The 18,741-nt window shown below is 72.9% G+C and carries 18 protein-coding genes and 2 pseudogenes; 8 read left to right on the forward strand and 12 right to left on the reverse strand.

The features are described from left to right. Positions 1-47 precede the first annotated feature (47 nt). Positions 48-384: pseudogene (locus ABT154_RS22610) on the reverse strand (agmatine deiminase family protein); the annotation flags it as partial. A 141-nt stretch (positions 385-525) separates the two neighbouring features. Continuing rightward, the gene (locus ABT154_RS22615) at positions 526-1,239 is read right to left on the reverse strand and encodes a response regulator transcription factor (protein ID WP_351858632.1); all 714 of its coding nucleotides are present in this window, start codon (positions 1,237-1,239) and stop codon (positions 526-528) included. 206 nt (positions 1,240-1,445) lie between these two features. Here ABT154_RS22615 and ABT154_RS22620 point away from each other — a divergent pair, with 206 nt between their 5' ends. Continuing rightward, entirely contained in the window at positions 1,446-1,703 is a 258-nt protein-coding gene (locus tag ABT154_RS22620) for a DUF1049 domain-containing protein (RefSeq protein ID WP_351858633.1), read from the forward strand. Between the two features lie 91 nt (positions 1,704-1,794). Here ABT154_RS22620 and ABT154_RS22625 read toward each other — a convergent pair whose 3' ends face one another. The 6 genes and pseudogenes from ABT154_RS22625 to ABT154_RS22650 form a co-directional block, all read right to left on the reverse strand. Beyond that, a complete protein-coding gene (locus ABT154_RS22625) occupies positions 1,795-3,060 on the reverse strand; it encodes an MFS transporter (RefSeq protein WP_502969565.1) in 1,266 nt (421 codons plus the stop codon). Then, positions 3,057-4,448 carry a GH1 family beta-glucosidase gene (locus tag ABT154_RS22630; RefSeq protein ID WP_351858634.1) on the reverse strand — a complete coding sequence of 464 codons (1,392 nt, stop codon included), beginning with the start codon at positions 4,446-4,448 and terminating at the stop codon, positions 3,057-3,059. Before ABT154_RS22630 ends, ABT154_RS22625 begins: the two co-directional genes overlap by 4 nt. Before the next feature lie 196 nt (positions 4,449-4,644). Further along, positions 4,645-5,040, reverse strand: a pseudogene (locus ABT154_RS22635) (SpoIIE family protein phosphatase); the annotation flags it as partial. A 146-nt stretch (positions 5,041-5,186) separates the two neighbouring features. Beyond that, positions 5,187-5,972, reverse strand: coding sequence for an FAD:protein FMN transferase (locus ABT154_RS22640; RefSeq protein WP_351858635.1), 786 nt, complete (start codon positions 5,970-5,972; stop codon positions 5,187-5,189). Further along, the gene (locus tag ABT154_RS22645) at positions 5,965-6,378 is read right to left on the reverse strand and encodes an FMN-binding protein (protein WP_351858636.1); all 414 of its coding nucleotides are present in this window, start codon (positions 6,376-6,378) and stop codon (positions 5,965-5,967) included. Before ABT154_RS22645 ends, ABT154_RS22640 begins: the two co-directional genes overlap by 8 nt. 53 nt (positions 6,379-6,431) lie before the next feature. Then, positions 6,432-7,802 carry a ferredoxin reductase family protein gene (locus ABT154_RS22650; RefSeq protein ID WP_351858637.1) on the reverse strand — a complete coding sequence of 457 codons (1,371 nt, stop codon included), beginning with the start codon at positions 7,800-7,802 and terminating at the stop codon, positions 6,432-6,434. A gap of 285 nt (positions 7,803-8,087) precedes the next feature. On the opposite strand from ABT154_RS22650, the gene ABT154_RS22655 reads away from it, so the two are divergent. Together ABT154_RS22655 and ABT154_RS22660 are read left to right on the forward strand one after the other, a co-directional pair. After that, positions 8,088-8,825 (forward strand): response regulator transcription factor, encoded by a 738-nt coding sequence (locus ABT154_RS22655; RefSeq protein ID WP_351858638.1) that lies wholly within the window; start codon positions 8,088-8,090, stop codon positions 8,823-8,825. Then, the gene (locus ABT154_RS22660) at positions 8,822-10,333 is read left to right on the forward strand and encodes a sensor histidine kinase (RefSeq protein ID WP_351858639.1); all 1,512 of its coding nucleotides are present in this window, start codon (positions 8,822-8,824) and stop codon (positions 10,331-10,333) included. Before ABT154_RS22655 ends, ABT154_RS22660 begins: the two co-directional genes overlap by 4 nt. Positions 10,334-10,708: 375 nt before the next feature. On the opposite strand, the gene ABT154_RS22665 is transcribed toward ABT154_RS22660, so the two are convergent. Further along, positions 10,709-11,563, reverse strand: coding sequence for a universal stress protein (locus ABT154_RS22665; protein ID WP_351858640.1), 855 nt, complete (start codon positions 11,561-11,563; stop codon positions 10,709-10,711). Continuing rightward, on the reverse strand, positions 11,560-12,240 hold the full coding sequence (locus tag ABT154_RS22670) for a CBS domain-containing protein (RefSeq protein ID WP_351858641.1): 681 nt from the start codon (positions 12,238-12,240) through the stop codon (positions 11,560-11,562). The genes ABT154_RS22665 and ABT154_RS22670 overlap by 4 nt, the downstream gene beginning before the upstream one ends. A gap of 460 nt (positions 12,241-12,700) precedes the next feature. Between ABT154_RS22670 and ABT154_RS22675 the strand changes: the two genes are divergently transcribed. From ABT154_RS22675 to ABT154_RS22695, 5 genes are all read left to right on the forward strand, one after another. Continuing rightward, a complete protein-coding gene (locus tag ABT154_RS22675) occupies positions 12,701-13,600 on the forward strand; it encodes a universal stress protein (RefSeq protein WP_351858642.1) in 900 nt (299 codons plus the stop codon). Beyond that, positions 13,600-14,325, forward strand: coding sequence for a helix-turn-helix domain-containing protein (locus ABT154_RS22680; protein ID WP_351858643.1), 726 nt, complete (start codon positions 13,600-13,602; stop codon positions 14,323-14,325). Before ABT154_RS22675 ends, ABT154_RS22680 begins: the two co-directional genes overlap by 1 nt. Before the next feature lie 474 nt (positions 14,326-14,799). Continuing rightward, positions 14,800-15,258, forward strand: a complete 459-nt coding sequence (locus ABT154_RS22685) for an Hsp20/alpha crystallin family protein (protein ID WP_351858644.1) — start codon at positions 14,800-14,802, stop codon at positions 15,256-15,258. Further along, positions 15,255-15,758, forward strand: coding sequence for a flavodoxin domain-containing protein (locus tag ABT154_RS22690; RefSeq protein ID WP_351858645.1), 504 nt, complete (start codon positions 15,255-15,257; stop codon positions 15,756-15,758). The genes ABT154_RS22685 and ABT154_RS22690 overlap by 4 nt, the downstream gene beginning before the upstream one ends. A 46-nt stretch (positions 15,759-15,804) precedes the next feature. After that, positions 15,805-16,398: an Rv1733c family protein gene (locus ABT154_RS22695; RefSeq protein WP_351858646.1), complete on the forward strand. Its 594-nt coding sequence runs from the start codon at positions 15,805-15,807 to the stop codon at positions 16,396-16,398. A gap of 50 nt (positions 16,399-16,448) precedes the next feature. Here ABT154_RS22695 and ABT154_RS22700 read toward each other — a convergent pair whose 3' ends face one another. After that, positions 16,449-17,102: a CBS domain-containing protein gene (locus ABT154_RS22700; protein WP_351858647.1), complete on the reverse strand. Its 654-nt coding sequence runs from the start codon at positions 17,100-17,102 to the stop codon at positions 16,449-16,451. Positions 17,103-17,185: 83 nt separating this feature from the next. Continuing rightward, positions 17,186-18,613 carry an MBL fold metallo-hydrolase RNA specificity domain-containing protein gene (locus tag ABT154_RS22705; RefSeq protein ID WP_351858648.1) on the reverse strand — a complete coding sequence of 476 codons (1,428 nt, stop codon included), beginning with the start codon at positions 18,611-18,613 and terminating at the stop codon, positions 17,186-17,188. Positions 18,614-18,741 lie beyond the last annotated feature (128 nt).

Raw genomic sequence — 18,741 nt, forward strand, 5'->3', positions numbered from 1 at the left:
CCAGAAAAGTTGCCCGACTCCCCGCGCGGCCCTCCCGCTCGCGGCTGCTCGACCGGCTTCCCGGGCTGGTCGTGCGTGGCGCAGTGGATCCCGCCGCCTCCGGTGGCGACGGTGTCGATGTTCAGCTGCACGACCTCCCGCCGGGGGAACTGCTCCCGCAGGATGCCCCGGGCGCGGTCGTCGGCCTTCCGGTCGCCGAACTTGGGCATGTACACCGCGTCGTTGCCGACGTAGAAGTTGGCGTAGGTGGACAGGAAGTCGTCGGTGTGGCCGGTGATCAGGTCGGGGTCGGGCTGGGGGAGGTCGATGACCTCGAACGCGCGGCCCCCGCACGTCGGTTGCCCCGGTGAGTACGGACATGGCATGGTCCGAGGAGCGCGACCATCGGCGATGCTGTGGACGGGAAGCGTGTTCATGCGACGAGCCTCGATGGCGGCGGTTGTCAGAACCGTCCGGCTCGGTTGGCCCTCGGTTGCTCATGCGCCCAGGACCGCGGTCGTGGCCTTCGCCTCAAGCCGTTCGGTCCTACAGCGCGGGGCCTTCGTCCTCCTCGGGGGCCACGAACCGGTACCCCACGCCTCGTACCGCCTCGATCGGCCCCTTCACGCCCGGCCCCGCCTCCTTGCGCAGCTTGCGCCGCAGCCGCAGCACGGCGAACTTCACCCGGTCGCGACCGATCGCCCTCGTGTCGTCCCACACCCGGTCGAGCAACTGCTCGGTGGTGACCACCCGCCCCCGGTTGCGGACCAGGAGCCGGAGGAGCCGGTACTCGATGTCGCTCAGCCGGATCTGACCGCCGTGCCACAGGGCGGTCCGCCGGTCGGGCAGGAGCCGCAGATGCTCGCCCGCCTCTTCGCCGCCCCGGTTGCGGCTTCCGGATCCCGAGCGGCGCAGCAGCGCCTCCACGCGCGCCAGCAGCTCCTCGCCGTCGAAGGGCTTCACCAGGTAGTCGTCGGCGCCCGCGCGCAGTCCACGGACACGGTCCCCGACGTCGTCACGCGCGGAGAGCATCAGGACGGGCACGTCGCTCAAGTCCCGGGCCCGCGCGAGCACCGCCCAGCCGTCCAGCTCGGGCAGCATGACGTCCAGCACCATGAGGGCCGGCTTCTCCTCGAAGAGCAGCCGGAGGCCCTCCCTGCCGTCGGTGGCACGCGCGACCTTGTACCCCCGCCCCACGAGGAGTTCCCGCAGCGCCAGGGCTGACGCCGCGTCGTCCTCCACGATCAGGAGTCTGGGCATGGCGACCGTCGCAGTCGGAGGGAGTTCGGCCGGACGCCGTCGGGGTCCGGAGGGTTGCAGGACTCTCCTCCGGAGTCCGGTGGAGGCGCAGGGCTCTCTCGGGAGCCGGTGGAGACGCGGGCTCACGTCGCGTGAAGCAGGAATGTGGCCCGCTCGCAGGGGCGGCGCGGTCGACCAGGCGGCGATATCGGCCGATAATGGAATCTATGTCCCAGAACACCGCAAAGAAGTCGCACGAACCGTCGACCCTGACGGTCAAGGGGCGGGACATGCGGGTGCGCACCATCGGCTTCGTGGTCCTCGCCGCCCTGGCCATCTGGTTCATCGCGGTCAATACCGGTTCGGTCACCCTGAGGCTGTGGGTCCCGACGGTCACGCTGCCACTCTGGATCGTCCTCACCGTCACCCTCCTCGTGGGCATCGTCCTCGGCCTGCTCATCGCCCGCCGCCGCGCGCAACGGTGACGACAGGCGCCGCCGCCCAGCCGGACGGCGGCGCCTGCGTCCACACCGGCCGCGTCGTCCCGCACCGCGAACGGCCCGGCCGGAACGCGCCTCAGAGCACCGACCGGATGCGCCGTACCAGGACCGACCCCGCGAGAGCCAGGGCGCCCGCGAAGGTGTACAGGGCCGTGTAGCCGCCGAAATGGGTGACGACCGGGGCCGCGATCACGGGGGCGAGGACCTGCGGGAGCGCGTTGGCGATGTTGATGACGCCCAGGTCCTTGCCCCGGTCCTCCGCCGTCGGCAGTACGTCCGTGAGCAGGGCGAAGTCCACGGCCGTGTACACCCCGAATCCGAGGCCGAGCACGAGCGAGGCGACGACGGCGCCCGTCCAGGTCTGCCAGACCGCGAGCAGCAGGGTGGCCGCGGAGATGACCAGGCCGGACCAGATCACATAGGACTTCCGTCGGCCACTGCGGTCCGACCGGATGCCGCTGATCACCACCGTGGAGAGCAGCGTGAGCGCGTTGAGCGCCGTGAGGATCAGTACGCCGTTGTCCGCGTCGCCGTCGTAGCGCACGGCGTCGGTCAGGTAGTAGAGCAGGTACATCGTGCTGATGGAGTACGACAGGTTCATCAGGAACCGGGTGAGCCAGGCCCACCCGAAGTCGGCGTGGCGGCGCGGATCGATCCAGAAGCCGCCGAGGAACGTCCGCCATCGGAAGGCCGGCCGGGTGGCCGGGGCGAGCGGGGTGTCGCGCCGCATCACGGCGTACGGAACGGCCGCGAGCACAGTGAAGACCGCGCACGCCAGATACCCGCCGACCACCCCGCCCGCGACCGTGGCCAGCGCCGTCCCCACCAGGATGCCGACGACCTGGGAGACGCCGAGCCAGCCGCCGACCAGACCGCGCTGCCGCTGCGGCACCTGGTCGGGGACGGCAGCGGTGAGCGCGGCGAAGGCCGCGTTGAGAGCGAGCTGAACGAGGCACCAGCCCGCGATCACCGTCATGACGCTCTGCGCCGCGGCGAGGACGACCAGTCCGGCCGCACCTCCCACCACTCCGCCGACCACCCAGGGGATCCGCCGTCCCACGGACGCCGTCGTCCGGTCGGAGAGCGCGCCGAAGACGGGGTTGGCGACCATTGACACCGCCGCTCCGACTCCCGTCACCAGGGCGAGGGTCGACGCCTTGTGGTCGGGCGTGAGGTGCTCGGCCTGGCGCGCCAGGAGCAGTTGCAGCGGGCCGAACCAGCCGACCCAGACCCCGAGGTTGGCGAGGGAGAGCGCGCCCACCCACCGCCCACCGGCCGGGGTGCCGGGCTCGGGGGCCGGGCCGGCGGCGGTTCCCTCCGCCGTCGTCCCCTCGGCGGTCACCTGCCGCTCTTGATCAGGTCGCGGTACCAGGCGAACGACTCCTTGGGCGTCCGTGCCAGCGTCTCGTAGTCGACGTGGACGAGCCCGAAGCGCTGCCGGTACCCCTCCGCCCACTCGAAGTTGTCGAGGATCGACCAGATGAAGTAGCCGCGGACGTCGGCGCCCTCGGCCATCGCCTCGTGCAGCGCGCGCACATGGCCGTCGTGGTACGCGACCCGGCGGGCGTCGTCGATCCGCCCCGTCCCGGGGTCCGGCCCGTCACCGTACGAGCAGCCGTTCTCGGTGATGTAGAGCGGCGGCAGCCGGTCGCCGTAGCGCTCCCGCATGATCCCGAGGAGTTCGCGCAGCCCGTCCGGGACCACCGGCCAGCCGAAGTCGGTGAGTTCGCGTCCTTCGATCTGCCCGATGCTGAAGGGGAGGTCCGGCGGGATCTCGATGCCGCCGAACGAGGAGCCGGCGGACGCCTCCGTGGCTGCGGCGGCGGCCGGCTGCGGGGCGCCGACGAGCATCGGGTTGTAGTAGTTGATCCCGTACCAGTCGAGGGGTTCCGAGATCGTCTTGAGGTCCTCCGCGACCGGGCCGGGGAGGAGCGAGCCAAGGCCCGCCGGGTAGCTGCCGGTCAGGATGGGGTCGGCGAAGAGACGGTTGGTGAGGGTGTCGTACAGCTCGGCGGCAGCCCGGTCGTCGTCGCTGTCGCCCGCGGTCCAGATGGGGCTGTGGGAGGCGGCGATCCCGATCTCGCGGGCGCCCGCGGCGCGCAGTGCCTGCACGCCCAGCCCGTGGGCGAGGAGTTGGTGGTGGGCCACGGGCAGGGCGTCGAAGACCAGGCGCCGGCCGGGGGCGTGCTCGCCGAGGCCGTAGCCGAGGAGGGTGACCTCGGCGGGTTCGTTGATGGTGATCCATCGGGGTACGCGGTCGGCGAGCCGCTCCGCGACCACCGAGGCGTACGCCGCGAAACGCTCGGCGGTGTCCCGGTTGAGCCAGCCGCCGTCCTTCTCCAGGGCGAGCGGGGTGTCCCAGTGGAAGAGCGTGGGCACCGGGGCGATCCCCGAGGCGCACAGTTCGTCGACGAGCCGGTCGTAGAAGTCCAGCCCCTTGTCGTTGACGCGGCCGTGCCCTTCGGGCAGGACGCGGGACCAGGAGACCGAGAACCGGTAGGCGCCGACGCCGAGTTCGGCCATCAGCGCGACATCCTCGCGGTAGCGCCGGTAATGGTCGGTGGCCACGTCCGCGCGCGAGCCGTCCTTGACGCGCCCCTCTTCCCCGGTGAAGGCGTCCCAGCTGGACGGCCCGCGGCCGTCGGCCGTGAGCGAGCCTTCGATCTGGAAGGCGGAGGCGGAGACTCCCCAGAGGAAACCGGCCGGGAACTCGGGTACGGGCGCTGTCATGAGGACTCGCTTCGATCGGCTGCGTGCAGTTGCTCACGGCACTTTCGGGTCACCGGGTGCACCCTGTCAATGGAAAGTGAGCAAGCCTCATGTTTTTCGACGGCGCCGGGGAGGGCGACCGGTGTCACGACCGATGCGGGGGTGGTGGACGTGCGACGGGGGCGGGTGCGGGATCGGTGCGCACCACGCGGTGGCGCTACCAGAGGGGAAGGCCGCCCGCGCGCCCGCGCGCCCGCGCGCCCGCGCGCCCGCGCGCCCGCGCGCCCGCGCGCCCGCGCGCCCGCGCGCCCGCGCGCCCGCGCGCCCGCGCCGCCCGCGCCGATCCCGGCGCTCGCGATGTCGGCGATCGGACCGGCAGTAGGGCTGCTGCCCCATGCCCGGCCTCACCTCGCCGGGCGGTCCCCGGGGTGAATTCCACCAGGAGCAGGGTGCAGTCGTCGTCGGGCGGCGCCCCGGTGAAGGCGGCGACATCGGCGCGGACCCGGCGGAGGGCTTCCTCAGGACTGCCCTCGCCGGGCAGTGGTCCCGCCCGCTCGCTCACGGGGTAGAACCGGCCTCCGCCGTCCCGCGCCTCACTCAGGCCTTCAGCGCAGACGAAGAGGCGGAATCAGCATCGAAAGGGTGGGGCGGGCCGGCGATCAGGGAGGGCGTATGCCGCACCGCGGTCACCCCGGACGGACGCGCCGTCGGGATGAGCCACCCCGGAGGGGTACTGATTCTCGGCGGCGGCTCCGGTCCCTACCCGGATGCAGCGAGGAACGGGAAGTTCCCGGACGCCCGCGCCTCGCCGTCTGCCGCCACCGTGAGCAGTGCGTACCCCGGCAGAGTGGTGATCCACCGATGCGCCTCGCGCGCGCCCAGGACCATCGCCGCCGTCGCGTAGACATCGGCCCACAACAGTTCCGGGCCCGTCACGGTCGCCGACAGCAGCCCCGTGGCCGGTGCCCGTGTGCGCGGGTCGATGATGTGCGCGCCCCGCTCCGTGGTGCCGGAGGTGGCGACCGCGAGGTCTCGTCCGCTCACCACCGCGAGCAGCCGCCCCGGCCGCCGGGGGTCGGCGATCCCGGTACGCCAGACGCCCGCGGGTCCCGGTGCGCCACCGACCCGTACGTCACCGCCCGCGTTCACACACGTGTCGGTGGCGCCCGCCTTCCGCAGCACCCGCCAGGCCCGCTCGGCGGCCCAGCCCTTCACCAGACCGCACGGATCGGGCCGGCCGTCCGCCCAGGCGTCGAAGGCGCCCCGGGTGCGGCTGTGCGCGAGGTCGCACAGTTCCAGCACGTGCCGTACGGCGGGAGTGGTGTCGGCTCGGCCCGACTCGCCACGTCGCAGGCGGCTCACGGCGCTGTCGGGCAGGAACGGGGAGAACTCCCGGTCGACCTCGTGCAGCAGTGCCACGGCCTCGCCCAGCGCGGTCCGCACCTCGGGCGTCCGGGGGTGACGCAGGGTGAAGGAGACCACGGTGCCCATCACCGGTTCGGCGTGCCGCCAGGGGGCCGCCCCGGCCTCGGTCCGGTCAGCCATGGGCCTGGTCCAGTGCGCTCTGCAGTGACTGGATGTAGCCCTCGCTGGTGTACGTGGCACCCGACACCGTGTCGATGTGCGCGCTCTGCGCGGTCAGGGCTTCGCCGGTGAGCGTGGGCACCGCGTAGCCGGCTATCTCCCGGTCGCGTTCGTTCTCCGACGGGGTCCTGACCGCATTGACGTCGGTGAGCCGTCCGCCCGAGATCGTGACGCGCACCTGCACCGGCCCGTACCGGGTGTCGACGACGTCCCCGGTGTACGTGCCGGACGCCGGGCCTCCCGGTGTCGTGCCGGCGGAACCGGGCGGGGGCGGGCCCGCGACGGCGGCCGGTTGATGCGGCTTCAGGGCGAGCAGCGAGCAGATTCCGGCCACGGTGACCGCGACGGAGAGCAGAAGACGGCGCATGGGGCCTTCTCAGGATCGGTGGGCGGGCAGGTGTCTCGGTCGATCCGGCGGGTTCACCACGTGAACGACTCCTGGTGGATCCGGCGGGCGGGCACCCCCGCCTCGCGCAGCGCCGCCTCCGCCGCCGCGGCCCAGCCGGGTGGTCCGCACAGGTAGCAGACCCGCCCCGCGACGTCCGGGACCAGGCCGCGCAGCGTGGCGGCGTCCAACGGCAGGCGGTAGCCCGCCGGATGACCGACGGAGTAGAGGGCGCGTGCGTTCCGCCGTACGGCGATCGCGTCGATCTCGTGTCGGAGCACCAGGTCCTCGGGCCGCCGTGCCCAGTGGATCAGCACCGGATCCCCCGGCAGCGTCTCGAACAGCACCCGCAGCGGGGTGATGCCCACCCCGGCCGCGAGCAGCAGAGCGGGCCGTCCCGCCGCGCGGTCCGGAGTGAGGGCCCCGTACGGGCCTTCGGCCGATACCAGGGTGCCCGGTCGGACCCTGGCGAGTGCCGCGCTGTGGCCGCCCAGCGCCTTCACGGTGATACGCAGGCTGCGTCCGTCCGGGACGGCGGACACCGAGTACGGCGACGCGGTCCACCACAGCCCCGGTGCCAGGAACCGCCAGCGGAGGAACTGGCCGGGGCGGACGGTGAGTTCGTCGAGTCGCTCGCCGGTGACGACGACGGACACCACGTCCGGGGCCTCCCGGCGGACCTCGGACACCCGCAGCCGGTGGCGCCGTGCCAGCAGCACCGGCGCGAGCAGCCGGTACCGGACGACCAGCGCGGCGGCTCCCGCGTACAGCACGTACCAGCCGACCCGTACGGCCGGACGGTCGAATTCCGCACCGTTCGTGAGCTGATGGCCGAAGGCGAGGAAGACCGCCGCGTACGTGACGAGGTGCAGGTAGAACCATGTCTCGTGGCTCAGCCGGCGGCGTGCGGCGCGCGCCGAGACCACCGCAGTGAGCAGCAGGAGCAACAGCGCGGCCGTCGCCTTGAGCATGTCCGGGTAGTGCAGGACCACCCGGACACTCTCGGTGACCGGATCCGTCCGGCCGACGAGTGCGTAGCCTTCGACGATCAGCACCGCGTGGGCCAGTGTCAGCCCGATGGTGTAGCGGCCCGCCGCCGCGTGCCAGCGCGCCATCCGGTCCGTTCCCACCGTGCGGTCCAGGAGCGGCACCCGCGCCATGAGGACGACCAGCACCGCGCAGGCGTATCCCGCGAGCAGGCCGGTGATCCGGCCCGCCCCGGTCAACCAGCCGGCGGGCCCCACCACCGAGGCCGTGTCCACCCACCACAGGGCGAGCACCGCCGTGGCCCCGGCCCAGATCGCCGCCTGGACGGCGATCACCATGACGGTCGCGGACCGGGCGGAGGCCCGGCCGGCACGACGTCGGCCGCCCGGCCGCACCGTCCGTGCGACTTCCGTGCTCATCCGTTCCCTCGCCTTCGGTCCCGTGACCCGGCACGACGCCGGGGCGGCGTCCACTGTGGTCCGTGATCCTGTGAGAAGCCTCTGAGCCGGGCGCCGCGCGGAGCGGCCCGCCGGGCCCGGACGGCCGCGCCGAGCGGCCCGACCGCCCCGGACCGTGCTGCCCCCGGCCCCGGACGCGGGCGGGTCCGGGACGGCGCCCGGTCGGGCGGCGATGACGTGTTCAGAGGAAACTCAGAGGAAGGGGCGGATCTGCGGCCGAGCGTCGTCCGGCATCCTGGAAGGACCATGAACCCATCGCCACGCACCGAGGTGCGCCGCCCCGACGGCACCCGGCCCCGGGTGCTGGTCGTCGACGACGAGCAGGACCTCACCGAGGTCCTGGCCGCTGCCCTGCGCAGCGAAGGCTGGGAGGTGCGCACCGCGGGAACAGCCGCCGAGGCGACCGCCGTCGCCGAGACCTTCGGCCCGGACGCGGTGGTTCTCGACTGGATGCTGCCGGACCACGACGGCCCGCACGTGCTGGCCCGGCTGCGCGCGGCGCGTCCCGCGCTGTGCGTCCTCTTCCTCACCGCGCGCGACGCCGTCGAGGACCGGATCGCCGGGATCACCGCGGGCGCCGACGACTACGTCACCAAGCCGTTCAGCCTCGAGGAGGTGCTGGCCAGGCTCCGGGGGCTGCTGCGCCGGGCCGGGCTCGCGGAGGTCACCCAGGGCGGTGGACCGCGTCTGGTCCTCGCCGACCTCGTCATGGACGAGGAGGGCTACGAGGTCGCCCGCGGCGGCGTTCCCGTCGACCTGTCCCGCACCGAGTTCGAGCTGCTGCGCTACCTGCTGCGCAATCCGCACCGCGTGCTGTCCAAGCAGCAGATCCTGGACCACGTCTGGCGGTACGACTTCGGTGGCCGCGCCCATGTCGTCGAGCTCTACATCAGCTATCTCCGCAAGAAGATCGACGCCGGCCGCCCGCCGCTCATCCACACCGTGCGCGGCGTCGGCTACGTCCTGCGCCCCGAGCGCCGATGACTGCGCGGCGCCCGTCACGCGTCCGCCGGCGGCGGTTCCGACCCCGCCTGCCGCACTCTCTCCGCGCCCGGCTGACCACCGGGCTCGTCGTGCTTCTCGCCCTCGCGTGCCTCGTCGTCGGCCTGGTCACCGTACTCGCCCTGCGCAGCTTCCTGGTCAGCCGCCTCGACCAGCAGATCGTGGCGGGCGGCGGTCGCTTCGCCGTCAGCCTCGAACACGAGGACCGGCCCGATGCCGACGGCGGGGGAGACACCCGGGGGCAGGCCGACGGGACGCTCGGGGTCCGCCTGCTGCGGGGCCGGATCGCCCAGACCGCTGTGGTACGCGGAACCAGCGACGTCAGGGTGCCGCTGACCGTCGACGACGCGCGGGCCCTCGCCGCCGTGCCCGCGGACGCCCGGCCCCGCACCCTGCACCTCACGTCCCTCGGGAGGTACCGTGTCGCCGCCTGGAGCGGCGACGACGGCGATGTCCTGCTGTCGGGGCTGCCCCTGCATCCCGTCGAGGAGACGGTGGAGCGTCTCGCGGCCGTGGAGACGGTCGTGTTCGCGATCGTCCTCACCGCGACCGGGGTGGCCACCGCGGCCTGGACCCGGTTCTCCCTGCGACCCCTCGAACGACTGGCCGCGACCGCGGACGAGGTGACCCGGCTTCCGCTCGCCACGGGGCAGGTCGCCATGCCGCCGCCGCTGCCCGGCACCCGGCCGGAATCGGAGGCGGGCCGGCTCACCGGTGCGTTCAACCGGATGCTCGGCCATGTCGGCGACGCCCTGGAACGCCGCCATGTGGTCGAGGAACGGCTGCGCACCTTCGCCGCCGACGCCGGACACGAACTGCGCACTCCCGTGGCGACGGTACGGGCCCGCGCCGAACTCGTACTGCGCAGCCACGGCGACACCCTGCCCGACGATGTCCGGCACGCGCTCGAACGGATCGACGCCGAGTCCCGCCGCATGAGCCTCCTGGTGGACGAACTGCTGCTGCTGGCCCGACTGGACGCGGGGCGCAGCCTGCGCAGGGACGACGTCGACCTGACCCGGGTGGTTCTCGACACCGTGGCGGACGCGACCGCCCGGCACCGCGGACACCTGTGGGAACTGGACCTTCCCGAGGAGCCCGTCCATGTCACCGGCGACGGTGACCGCCTCCACCAGGTCCTCGGCAACCTCCTCGCGAACGCTGGCGGGCACACACCGGCCGGTACCCGAGTCACCGTCGGCCTCACCGCCGACGCGGAGGGGGTCGTCCTCACCGTCACGGACGATGGCCCGGGCATCCCGGCCGAGCTGCTGCCCGGCGTCTTCGACCGGTTCACCAGAGGCGACTCCTCGCGCTCCCGCGCGACCGGCTCGACCGGCCTGGGCCTCGCCATCGTGGACGCCGTGATCCGCGCCCATGACGGACGCGCAACGGTCACCAGCCGCCCCGGCCGCACCCGCTTCGCTCTGCGACTCCCGTCGCGGCACGACGAGGACGGCGTCCATGACGGGGACGGCGGGGACGCCTAGAAGAGGACGCGTCGAGCTGTCACCGCCCGAGCCGTCCGCGATCGCTCGATCCGCCGCCATACTCTTTCTGCCGGGGCGAACAGGCCGTGGTACCGGGCCGGAGGAGGGTGGGATGTCACGCAGCCCGAGGGGCGATTTCCTTGATGGCCCGGCTTGGATGTGTTTGAGCATCCTGTTCTTCGGGTGGACGGCGGCCAGTAGCGGCACGGCGCCCTGCGTGAGGGTCGCCGCGACGCTGATGCTGGCGGGCTGGGTGGTGCTGCTCGTGCGGCACTTTCTGCGACGTGCCCGAGACCTCAGGTCTTCCGAGTCGGATGAAGCGGCATCCTGAAGTCGAGACTCCGCAGAGTGTCCGACGACTGATCGGCTCCGGGGTCAGCCGTGGGGGACGAGGGCGACCGGCGAGCGGCTGTGGTGCAGTACCGCGTGGGCCACGCTGCCGATGCGGGTGCCCAGCGTCGACTCCCGGGTCCGTCGCCCGACGACCACAAGAGCCGCGTCCTCGGCGGAGTTCACCAGCTCCTGGCCGGCCGACCCGATCGCCACGCGCCCCGTAGCCGCCAGGTCGGGGAACTGCGCTCGCCAGGGTTCGAGGAGATCGTCGAGCGAACGCCGGATCTCGGGGGCGACGGTGGGCCGGATGTCCGGGACCATGGAAGGGCCGAGCGTCGCGTACACAGGCAGCTGCTGCGCGTGGACGACCTGCAACCGGGCGTGCCGCCGTGCCGCCTCCTCGAAGGCGAATGCCAGCACGGTGTCCACGGGTTGCCGCAGGTCGACGCCGACCACGACGGGGCCCTGCGCGGGTGACAGGTCGAGGGCGCGTACGAGGACGACGGGCCGGTCGACGAGACCGGCGACCGTCATGCCGACCGAGCCGACCAGATATCCGGCCGTGCCGCCCAGGGCGCGCGAGCCGAGGACGAGCAGGTCGCCCTCGTCGGCCGCGGCGACAAGGCTCGGCACGGGCTCCGACGGCATCAGCCGGGTGGTCACCGACAGGTCCGGATGACGTTCGCGCAGCCCTGCGGCCGTACGGGCGAGCAGATCCTCGGCCCATGGCTCGTCGGGCTCTCGCGACACGAATGGCAGCAGGGCATCCGGCGACGCCTCCTGCACGTGCACCAGGTGGACTCCGGTGCCGCGCAGCACCGCTTCCTCCGCCGCCCACCGCGCGGCGGCGTTCGCCTGTTCCGTGCCGTCCAGACCGACCACGATGCCCTGCCTCATGACCGTCCACCTCCTCGTTCGGTGTCGTCGGTGGCGTAGGCGAGACGGGTCGAGGAGACCGAGACCACTCCGTCGACGGTCGCGCACATGCGCTCGACGGCCGGGATCATGCCGCGGAACGGCAGTCTCCCAGCGAGGTTGACCCGCCCGTCACGCACGTCGACCGTGAGCGAGGCCGGGTCGAGACGCAGAGTGTCACCGAGCACGTCCTCGACGATCTCCCGGCGGATGTCGTCGTCCTGGCGGAGGAAGATGCCCAGGAGGTCGCGGCGGCTCACGATGCCCACCAGCCGGTCCTCGTCGTCGACGACGACGAGACGCTTGATCCCCTGGACCTCCATGAGCCGTGCGGCCTCCGCCACGGTCCAGTCCGGGCGGGCGCACACGGCGGGTGCGGACATCAGCTCCTCGGCCCGCGTCCCCTCGGCCTTCGCCCGCTCCCACGCCGCCAGGTCGGGGACGGCCGGCGGATCACCCGGTGCGGCGGCCTGATCGGCGGACTTGCGCAGCAGATCCCCTTCCGACACCACTCCCATCACCCGGCCTCCGCCGTCCACCACGGGAACAGCGGTCACCTGGTGCCGCGTGAGCGTGCGGGTGATCTCTTTGAAAGGCGCGTCGCGGGGGACGCTCACCACCTCACGGGTCATCAGCTCGTCGATCCTCCGGTGCCGCATGGTCCTCTCCTTCCCCGCGCGGACGTGTGTGCCTCGCCCACCGGGCGAGCGGCGCGGCCGTCCCGGGCGTCGAGGGCCGGACGTCGCCCTCGGTGAGTTCCGTCCCGCTGAGTCCGGCGAGCGCCTCCACGATCCTCGGCCCTCCTTCACAGGACGTGGTGTCCCCGCCAGGTCTCACCCTGCTGCGCGAGGCCCGACCACGGCAGTGCCGAACGGTCCCCTTCCGGGACGGTCGGCCCCATGACCAGCGGCCGATCGGGACGCATGGTGGAAGGCGTGAGCGTCGGTCCCGGAAAGGCCGTGGCAGGTCTTCGTGAAGGTGGGGAGGAGTCCCTCCTCCCTTCGTGTCACCCGGTCCGTGCGGGCCGCGCCCGGGACCGACCGGCCCTACCCGGGTCCTTCGGCCCGGTGCGAGCGTGGCAGCAGGCCACCACGCGACCCCGGAGAGGCGGTGGGCACGATGGAATCGCCCCTGGTGGTGGGAGTCGACGGGTCCGACGCCAGTCTCACGGCCCTGGACTGGGCGGTCGACGAAGCCGTACGGCACGGGCTCCCCCTGCGGATCGTCCATGCTTCGCTGTGGGAGCGGTACGAAGGAGTCGTGCCGGCCTGGGCCACGGACCGGCCGTCGGGCCAGATCCTCGCCGAGAACATCGTCGGCACCGCGGCCGAACGCGCCCGGCGCCGTGCACCCGACCTCCCCCTCACCACGGACGTCCTGGCCGAGGACGCGTCCGGCGCGCTCCTCAGAGAGGGAGGGACCGGCGCGATCCTCGTCGTCGGGTCCCGCGGGCGCGGCGAGTTCGCCGACCTTCTGCTGGGTTCCGTCGGACTCGTCGTGGCCGCCAGGGCTCATGGCCCGGTCGTCGTCGTGAGAGGGGACCGGCACGCCCTGGAGGCCCGCCACGGGCGCGTCCTGCTCGGCGTCGGAGTTCACGACGTGGACTCGTCGGCCGTGCGGTTCGCCTTCCGTGAGGCGGCGGTCCGGGATGCGGAACTCGACGTCGTCCACGCTTGGCGACGAGCCGCTCATGAACCCGTCGACCACCCGCTGCCGAGCGGGGACGGAGGAGCCGACTTGGCGGAGCGGTCTTTCGGACTGCTCGGCAAGGCTTTGGCGGACGCGGCGTCCGAGTATCCCCGGGTGCACCTGCGCAGGACCACGGTCGAGGGGCCCGCCCATCGGGTGCTGACCGACCGCTCCGCCGCCGCCGACCTGCTGGTGGTGGGGGCCCGGCGCCGGGACGGGCTCGTCGGTCTGGAGCTCGGCAGGGTCGCCCACCGCGCCCTGCACCACGCCTCTTGTCCGGTCGCCGTCGTGTCCCAGCGGCGTCCGGAGCGGATGGAAGGAGAGCGGTGATGAGCACTGCCGAAGACCGTCATGCCCCACACGCCACGAGCGACCTGGGCCGCCGCGTCGCGGCCAGGCGCGCACAACTCGGCCTGTCCCGGGAGGACGTGGCCGAACGGGCCGGAACCACCCCCGCGTTCCTCGCCTACGTGGAGGAGCGGGTGTCCACTCCGGGGATCGAATTCCTGGTCAGGCTCGCGAACGCCCTGGAGACCACCGTCCGGGATCTCACCGGGTCGACGGCGGACCTCGCACCCGGAGGAGGCCGCGCCGGGTACCGGGCACAGTTGGAGGACATCGGCGAAGCCGAGTGCTGGGAGCTGCTCGACGGCTACGGCGTCGGCCGGGTCGCCCTCGAAGGGCGGGACGGGCTCATGGTGATCCCCGTGAACTACCAGGTCGTCGACCGGGAGATCGTCTTCATGACGGCCGCCGACTCGTCCCTCGCTCGCGGCGCGGCGTCCGGCACGGAAGTCGCCTTCGAGGAGGACCGCCTGGACGAAGCCTTCAGCCAGGGCTGGAGCGTGCTCCTCGTCGGTCCGGTACGAACGGTGTCGGACGAGACCTCGGTACGGAGGATCAGGGAAGCGGTCCACTCGGAGCCGTGGGCCGGGGACGGGCGGGACACCGTGGTGACGCTCTCGCCGCGCCGGGTGACCGGCCGCCGCATTCGGGTGCCGGGCGCGCCCGGCACACCGTCCGGGTCCGCCGGCCAAGGACCTCCCCGACAGTGATCGCCGCCTGCGGGGGGCGGGGATCGTGTCCGCCGCGGCGGGCGCGCCCGGACGCTGGTACGCCTGGTTCAGGCGGCCCAGGGTGGTCCTTCCGTACGTGGTCCCCCCTCGTCCCGCGGGACCTCGGCCCGCTCGGCCGAGGTGCGGGTGTACGGCAGGGGCGCGTCGGGAGGGTTCGGCCACTCCACCCCTGTCAGGCAGGGCCTACGACCGGCACCACGCCTCGGGCGGGGCACTCCGTCGGGGAGATCCGCCGCTGACAGCGCCGAAGCCGTGGCGCCATGGGCCGGTCGGTCCGGGTGCGGCCCGTTCGGCCCCGCCGGACAGCCCCTTTGGACGCTGCGCCACGTGACCTCGTGGGCAGACGATGGAGGTACGGAGGCGGACCGGGCCCGTAAGCCGGTCCCACCGCCTCTCCGTACCGGATCGGGTCCGAGGCGAGCCTCCCGGGCCCCCGAATCGAGGAGCAGAACGATGACCGGTGGCAGGGTGGAACGCAGGCACAGCCTCTTCCCCGACTTCAACGACTGGTTCAACCGGGAGTTTCCGGGGCTGCCGGGATGGCGGCCGGCGACGGCCGCTCACTCCATTCCGGTGGAGGTGAACAGCGGTGACGGTGTGTACGTACTGCGTGCCGAGCTCCCGGGAATGGACCCGGACAACGACATCAGCATCACCGTCGACGACAACCTCATCACCGTGAGCGCGGAGCACAGCGAGGGCGAGGAGGACAAGGATCACTCGGAGTTCCGCTACGGGTCGTTCCGCAGAACCGTACGTCTGCCGGGCACGATCCCGGCCGACGACGTCGAGGCGTCGTACACGGACGGCATCCTCACCATCCGCATCCCGATGCCCGGGCAGGAGACAGGCGCCGCACGCACCATCCCGGTGAAGCGAGGCGGCACCCCGCCCGAAGGAGCCACGTCGTGAACCCCCGACGAGTCCTGGTCGCCTACGGCAGCAAGCACGGCGCGACCCGAGGGATCGCCGACGAGATCGGCCGGACGCTTCGGGACGACGGCTTCGAGGCCGTCGTCCTGCCCGCCGACACCGTCACCGACGTCAGCGGCTACGACGGAGTCGTCCTCGGCGGAGCCCTCTACGCCGGGCACTGGACCGGCAAGGCGCGACGGTGTGCACGGCGCAACGCCGAGCAGCTCAGGCGTCGCCCGCTCTGGCTCTTCAGCAGCGGCCCCCTCGACAGTTCCGCGGAACAGCACGACATTCCGCCGGTACGAGGGGTCGCCAGACGGATGAAGAAGCTCGGTGCCCGTGAGCACATGACCTTCGGAGGTGCCGTGACCGCCGAGACCCCGGGCCGCGTCAGCCGGTCCCTGGTCCGCCAGGGCAAGGGCGGGGACTTCCGCGACCCGGAACGGATCCGGGAGTGGGCCCACCACATCGGAACCGAACTCGGCACCATGCGCTGAACGGTGCCGGCGGCCGTCCGGCAGCGACTCCGCCCGGAGGTGCGACATGGACCGCCACACGCGGTCGGACCCGCGACCCACGCCGTCCCGGTGGGGACCCGGCGCGCGCGCCGCACTGGTCCTCGTCCTGATGATCTCCCTGATCTGCGGCGTCGTGGCCACCGCGAGCCTGTGGAACACCGGAGCCAGGGCCGACCGTGAAATCGCCGCCCACCGCCACCAGGTGCAGGCGACCACCACCGGGCCGGCCAAGGACCCGCCCGTCGCCACCCGGTACGGGGCGACGCCGAGGTCCCTCGCCCCCGCGGTCTGGGAACAGCCCGACCACATCCGTCGGTACGGCACCGTCCACGTCCCTTCAGGGACGCCCCGGGGCGGCACGGTGACGATCTGGGTGGATGACGCCGGCACCCCCGCCCGCCCTCCGGGCAGCGCCGTCGACCGCGCGCTGACCTCGCTCTCGGGCGGGAGCGTCGCCACGGTCTCCGTCGGAGCGATCGGGGTCGGCGCCCTCGTCCTCGTACGGCGGCTGACCGAATCCCGTCGGCTCGGGGCCTGGGAACGGGAGTGGGAAAAGGTCGAACCCGTGTGGTCCGGCCGGCTCCGCCGGGGGAGCGCTCCGGGGTCCGACGACGACTGACCGCGCGGACACGGGTCGGGCCGGCCTCGTACCGGTCGGTGGCAGTCCGGCTACGTACGGCCCTCGGCGGTGAGCTCGCACCGTACGTCCACCACGCCCTCGACGGAGCGGGCGAGGCGGGCCGCGAGCGGGATGAGCGCGCTGTCGCGGACCTCGCCGGAGAGCGTGACGACTCCGGCGTCGACACGGACGTCGACCCGAGGATGAGACAGCGGGAACAGGTGCTCGACGACATCGCGGTGCACTTCGGTGGCGAGATCCTCGTCCGGGCGGAGGAAGACCTTGAGAAGGTCGGAGCGGCTCACGATCCCCTGGACGACGCCGCTCGCGTCCACGACCGGCAGCCGCTTCACGCGATGGGCGGCCATGAGGCGGGCGGCCCGGGACAGGGAGGCGTCGGGAGCGACGGTGACGGCGGGCGAGGTCATCAGATCCTCGGCCCTGCGGGAACCCGCCTTGGCCGTGGCATCGAGATGCCGCATCTGCTCCACGAGCCCGGGGCGGTGGTCGTGGAACTCCTCCTTGACCAGGAGATCGGCCTCGGAGACCACGCCGACGACACGGCCCTCGCCCTCGACGACCGGCACGGCGGTCACCTTCCACCGCTCCATGGCGGTGACGATCTCCTTGAACTGCGCGCCGGGCCGCACGGCGACGACCTTCTTGGTCATCACGTCGGCGACGGTGAACGGCTGGGGTGCCATCGCTCTCTCCTTACCTGAGGAGTCGGCCCCGATCCGAGCAGTCGGGCGTGCCGGCGCTGCCGCGACGGCCGTGGGGAGGGCCGTCACCGGACCAGGACGGCCTCACCCGAGCGCGGTACGACGGCGGCCCAGCCCAGTTCGTGGTCGATGCGGTCGCGCAACGCCTCGGACGCGGCCGGTTCGCCGTGGACGAGGTAGGTGGTGTGCGGGGGAGGGGCGCCGCGCAGCCAGTCGAGGATCTGGTCGGCGTCGGCGTGGGCCGAGAAGTGGGGTACGTCGGCGACCTCGGCCCGTACGGGCACGTACTCGCCGAACATCTTCAGCGTCCTGGCACCGTCCACCAGGTCCCGCGCCCGGGTGCCGGCCGCGGCGAAGCCGACCACGACGACCGCGTTGCGCGGGTCCGGGAGCAGCCGGCGCAGGTGGTGCAGGACACGACCGCCGGTCGCCATACCGGCCGCCGACACGATGACGGCGGGGCCGCCGACCTCGTTGATGTCGATGGACTCCTGGACCGTGCGCGCGGCGAGGAACGGCTCCGGGCTCAGCGCGGCAGCTCCCTCGGCGAGGACTTCCGGCCGCAGCTCGGGGGAGCGCTCGCGTACCGCGTCCCGGTAGACGTCCAGGGCGGCCAGGGCCATGGGGCTGTCCACGTACACGGGGACCGACCGGGGCAGGACACCCGTCTCGCGCAGCAGGGTCAGCTCGTGCAGGACGACCTCGGTGCGGTCGATCGCGAAGGCGGGGATGACGACGGTGCCGCTCCGGGCGAGGGTCCTGGCGATCACGGCGGCGAACCCCGAGCGGGCGGACTCCTGGTCGTGGCGGCGGTCGCCGTACGTGGACTCCATGAGCAGCGCGTCGGCGCCGGAGAACGGCTCGGGCGGCAGCAGCAGCGGGTGCCCGGGCCGCCCCAGGTCCCCGGACACGGCCAGTGTGTGGCCGTCCTCCAGCGTCAGGCGGGCCCAGGCCGAACCCAGGATGTGCCCGCCGTGGTGCAGCGTCAGCCGGGTGCCGGCCATGATCTCCACGTCCTCGCCGACCGGGACCGGGTCGAGGAACGCCAGGGTCTTCTCCACATCGGAGTCGTCGTACAGCGGCTTGGCCGGGCGGTGCTTGGACCAGCCGTGCTCGTCGGCGTGCCGGGCGGCCTCCATCTGGAGACGGGCGCTGTCGCGCAGCACGATCGCGGCGAGCCTCGCGGTGTGGGCGCTCGTGAGGATGGGTCCCCGGAAGCCCTGCCGGACCAGGCGCGGCAGATATCCGCAGTGGTCCAGGTGGGCATGGGTGACGACCACGGCGTCGACGTCCGCGGCGTCGCGGGCGAACCGCTCCCAGTTGCGGCGCCGCAGGGTCGCGAAACCCTGGAAGAGACCGCAGTCGAGGAGGATCCGCGCATGGTCGCTCTCGACCAGGAACTTGCTGCCGGTGACGGTGCCCACGCCGCCCAGGAAACTGAGCAGTGCGGGCCGCGGAGTGCTGCGAGGGGCATTCGGGGCTGCCTCGGTCATGGCCGGCCCTCCTTCGGAACGGACCGGTCTCCAGCGTGACACCCGGACCGGCCCGTCCGGAGGGTCCGAGCGGCCCCGTTTCGGGGGCCGACCGGCTCATGTGCGGGCTGAGGGTTCCACAGAGCCTG

Source organism: Streptomyces sp. NPDC001728 (genome assembly GCF_040297565.1).
GTDB lineage: Bacteria > Actinomycetota > Actinomycetes > Streptomycetales > Streptomycetaceae > Streptomyces.

Excerpts from the sequence above, each read along its gene's own strand:
- ABT154_RS22615 (WP_351858632.1), bottom strand. The coding sequence starts at position 1,239 with ATGCCCAGACTCCTGATCGTGGAGGACGACGCGGCGTCAGCCCTGGCG.
- ABT154_RS22620 (WP_351858633.1), top strand. The coding sequence starts at position 1,446 with ATGTCCCAGAACACCGCAAAGAAGTCGCACGAACCGTCGACCCTGACG.
- ABT154_RS22630 (WP_351858634.1), bottom strand. The coding sequence starts at position 4,448 with ATGACAGCGCCCGTACCCGAGTTCCCGGCCGGTTTCCTCTGGGGAGTC.
- ABT154_RS22640 (WP_351858635.1), bottom strand. The coding sequence starts at position 5,972 with ATGGCTGACCGGACCGAGGCCGGGGCGGCCCCCTGGCGGCACGCCGAA.
- ABT154_RS22645 (WP_351858636.1), bottom strand. The coding sequence starts at position 6,378 with ATGCGCCGTCTTCTGCTCTCCGTCGCGGTCACCGTGGCCGGAATCTGC.
- ABT154_RS22650 (WP_351858637.1), bottom strand. The coding sequence starts at position 7,802 with ATGAGCACGGAAGTCGCACGGACGGTGCGGCCGGGCGGCCGACGTCGT.
- ABT154_RS22655 (WP_351858638.1), top strand. The coding sequence starts at position 8,088 with ATGAACCCATCGCCACGCACCGAGGTGCGCCGCCCCGACGGCACCCGG.
- ABT154_RS22660 (WP_351858639.1), top strand. The coding sequence starts at position 8,822 with ATGACTGCGCGGCGCCCGTCACGCGTCCGCCGGCGGCGGTTCCGACCC.
- ABT154_RS22665 (WP_351858640.1), bottom strand. The coding sequence starts at position 11,563 with ATGAGGCAGGGCATCGTGGTCGGTCTGGACGGCACGGAACAGGCGAAC.
- ABT154_RS22670 (WP_351858641.1), bottom strand. The coding sequence starts at position 12,240 with ATGCGGCACCGGAGGATCGACGAGCTGATGACCCGTGAGGTGGTGAGC.
- ABT154_RS22675 (WP_351858642.1), top strand. The coding sequence starts at position 12,701 with ATGGAATCGCCCCTGGTGGTGGGAGTCGACGGGTCCGACGCCAGTCTC.
- ABT154_RS22680 (WP_351858643.1), top strand. The coding sequence starts at position 13,600 with ATGAGCACTGCCGAAGACCGTCATGCCCCACACGCCACGAGCGACCTG.
- ABT154_RS22685 (WP_351858644.1), top strand. The coding sequence starts at position 14,800 with ATGACCGGTGGCAGGGTGGAACGCAGGCACAGCCTCTTCCCCGACTTC.
- ABT154_RS22695 (WP_351858646.1), top strand. The coding sequence starts at position 15,805 with ATGGACCGCCACACGCGGTCGGACCCGCGACCCACGCCGTCCCGGTGG.
- ABT154_RS22700 (WP_351858647.1), bottom strand. The coding sequence starts at position 17,102 with ATGGCACCCCAGCCGTTCACCGTCGCCGACGTGATGACCAAGAAGGTC.
- ABT154_RS22705 (WP_351858648.1), bottom strand. The coding sequence starts at position 18,613 with ATGACCGAGGCAGCCCCGAATGCCCCTCGCAGCACTCCGCGGCCCGCA.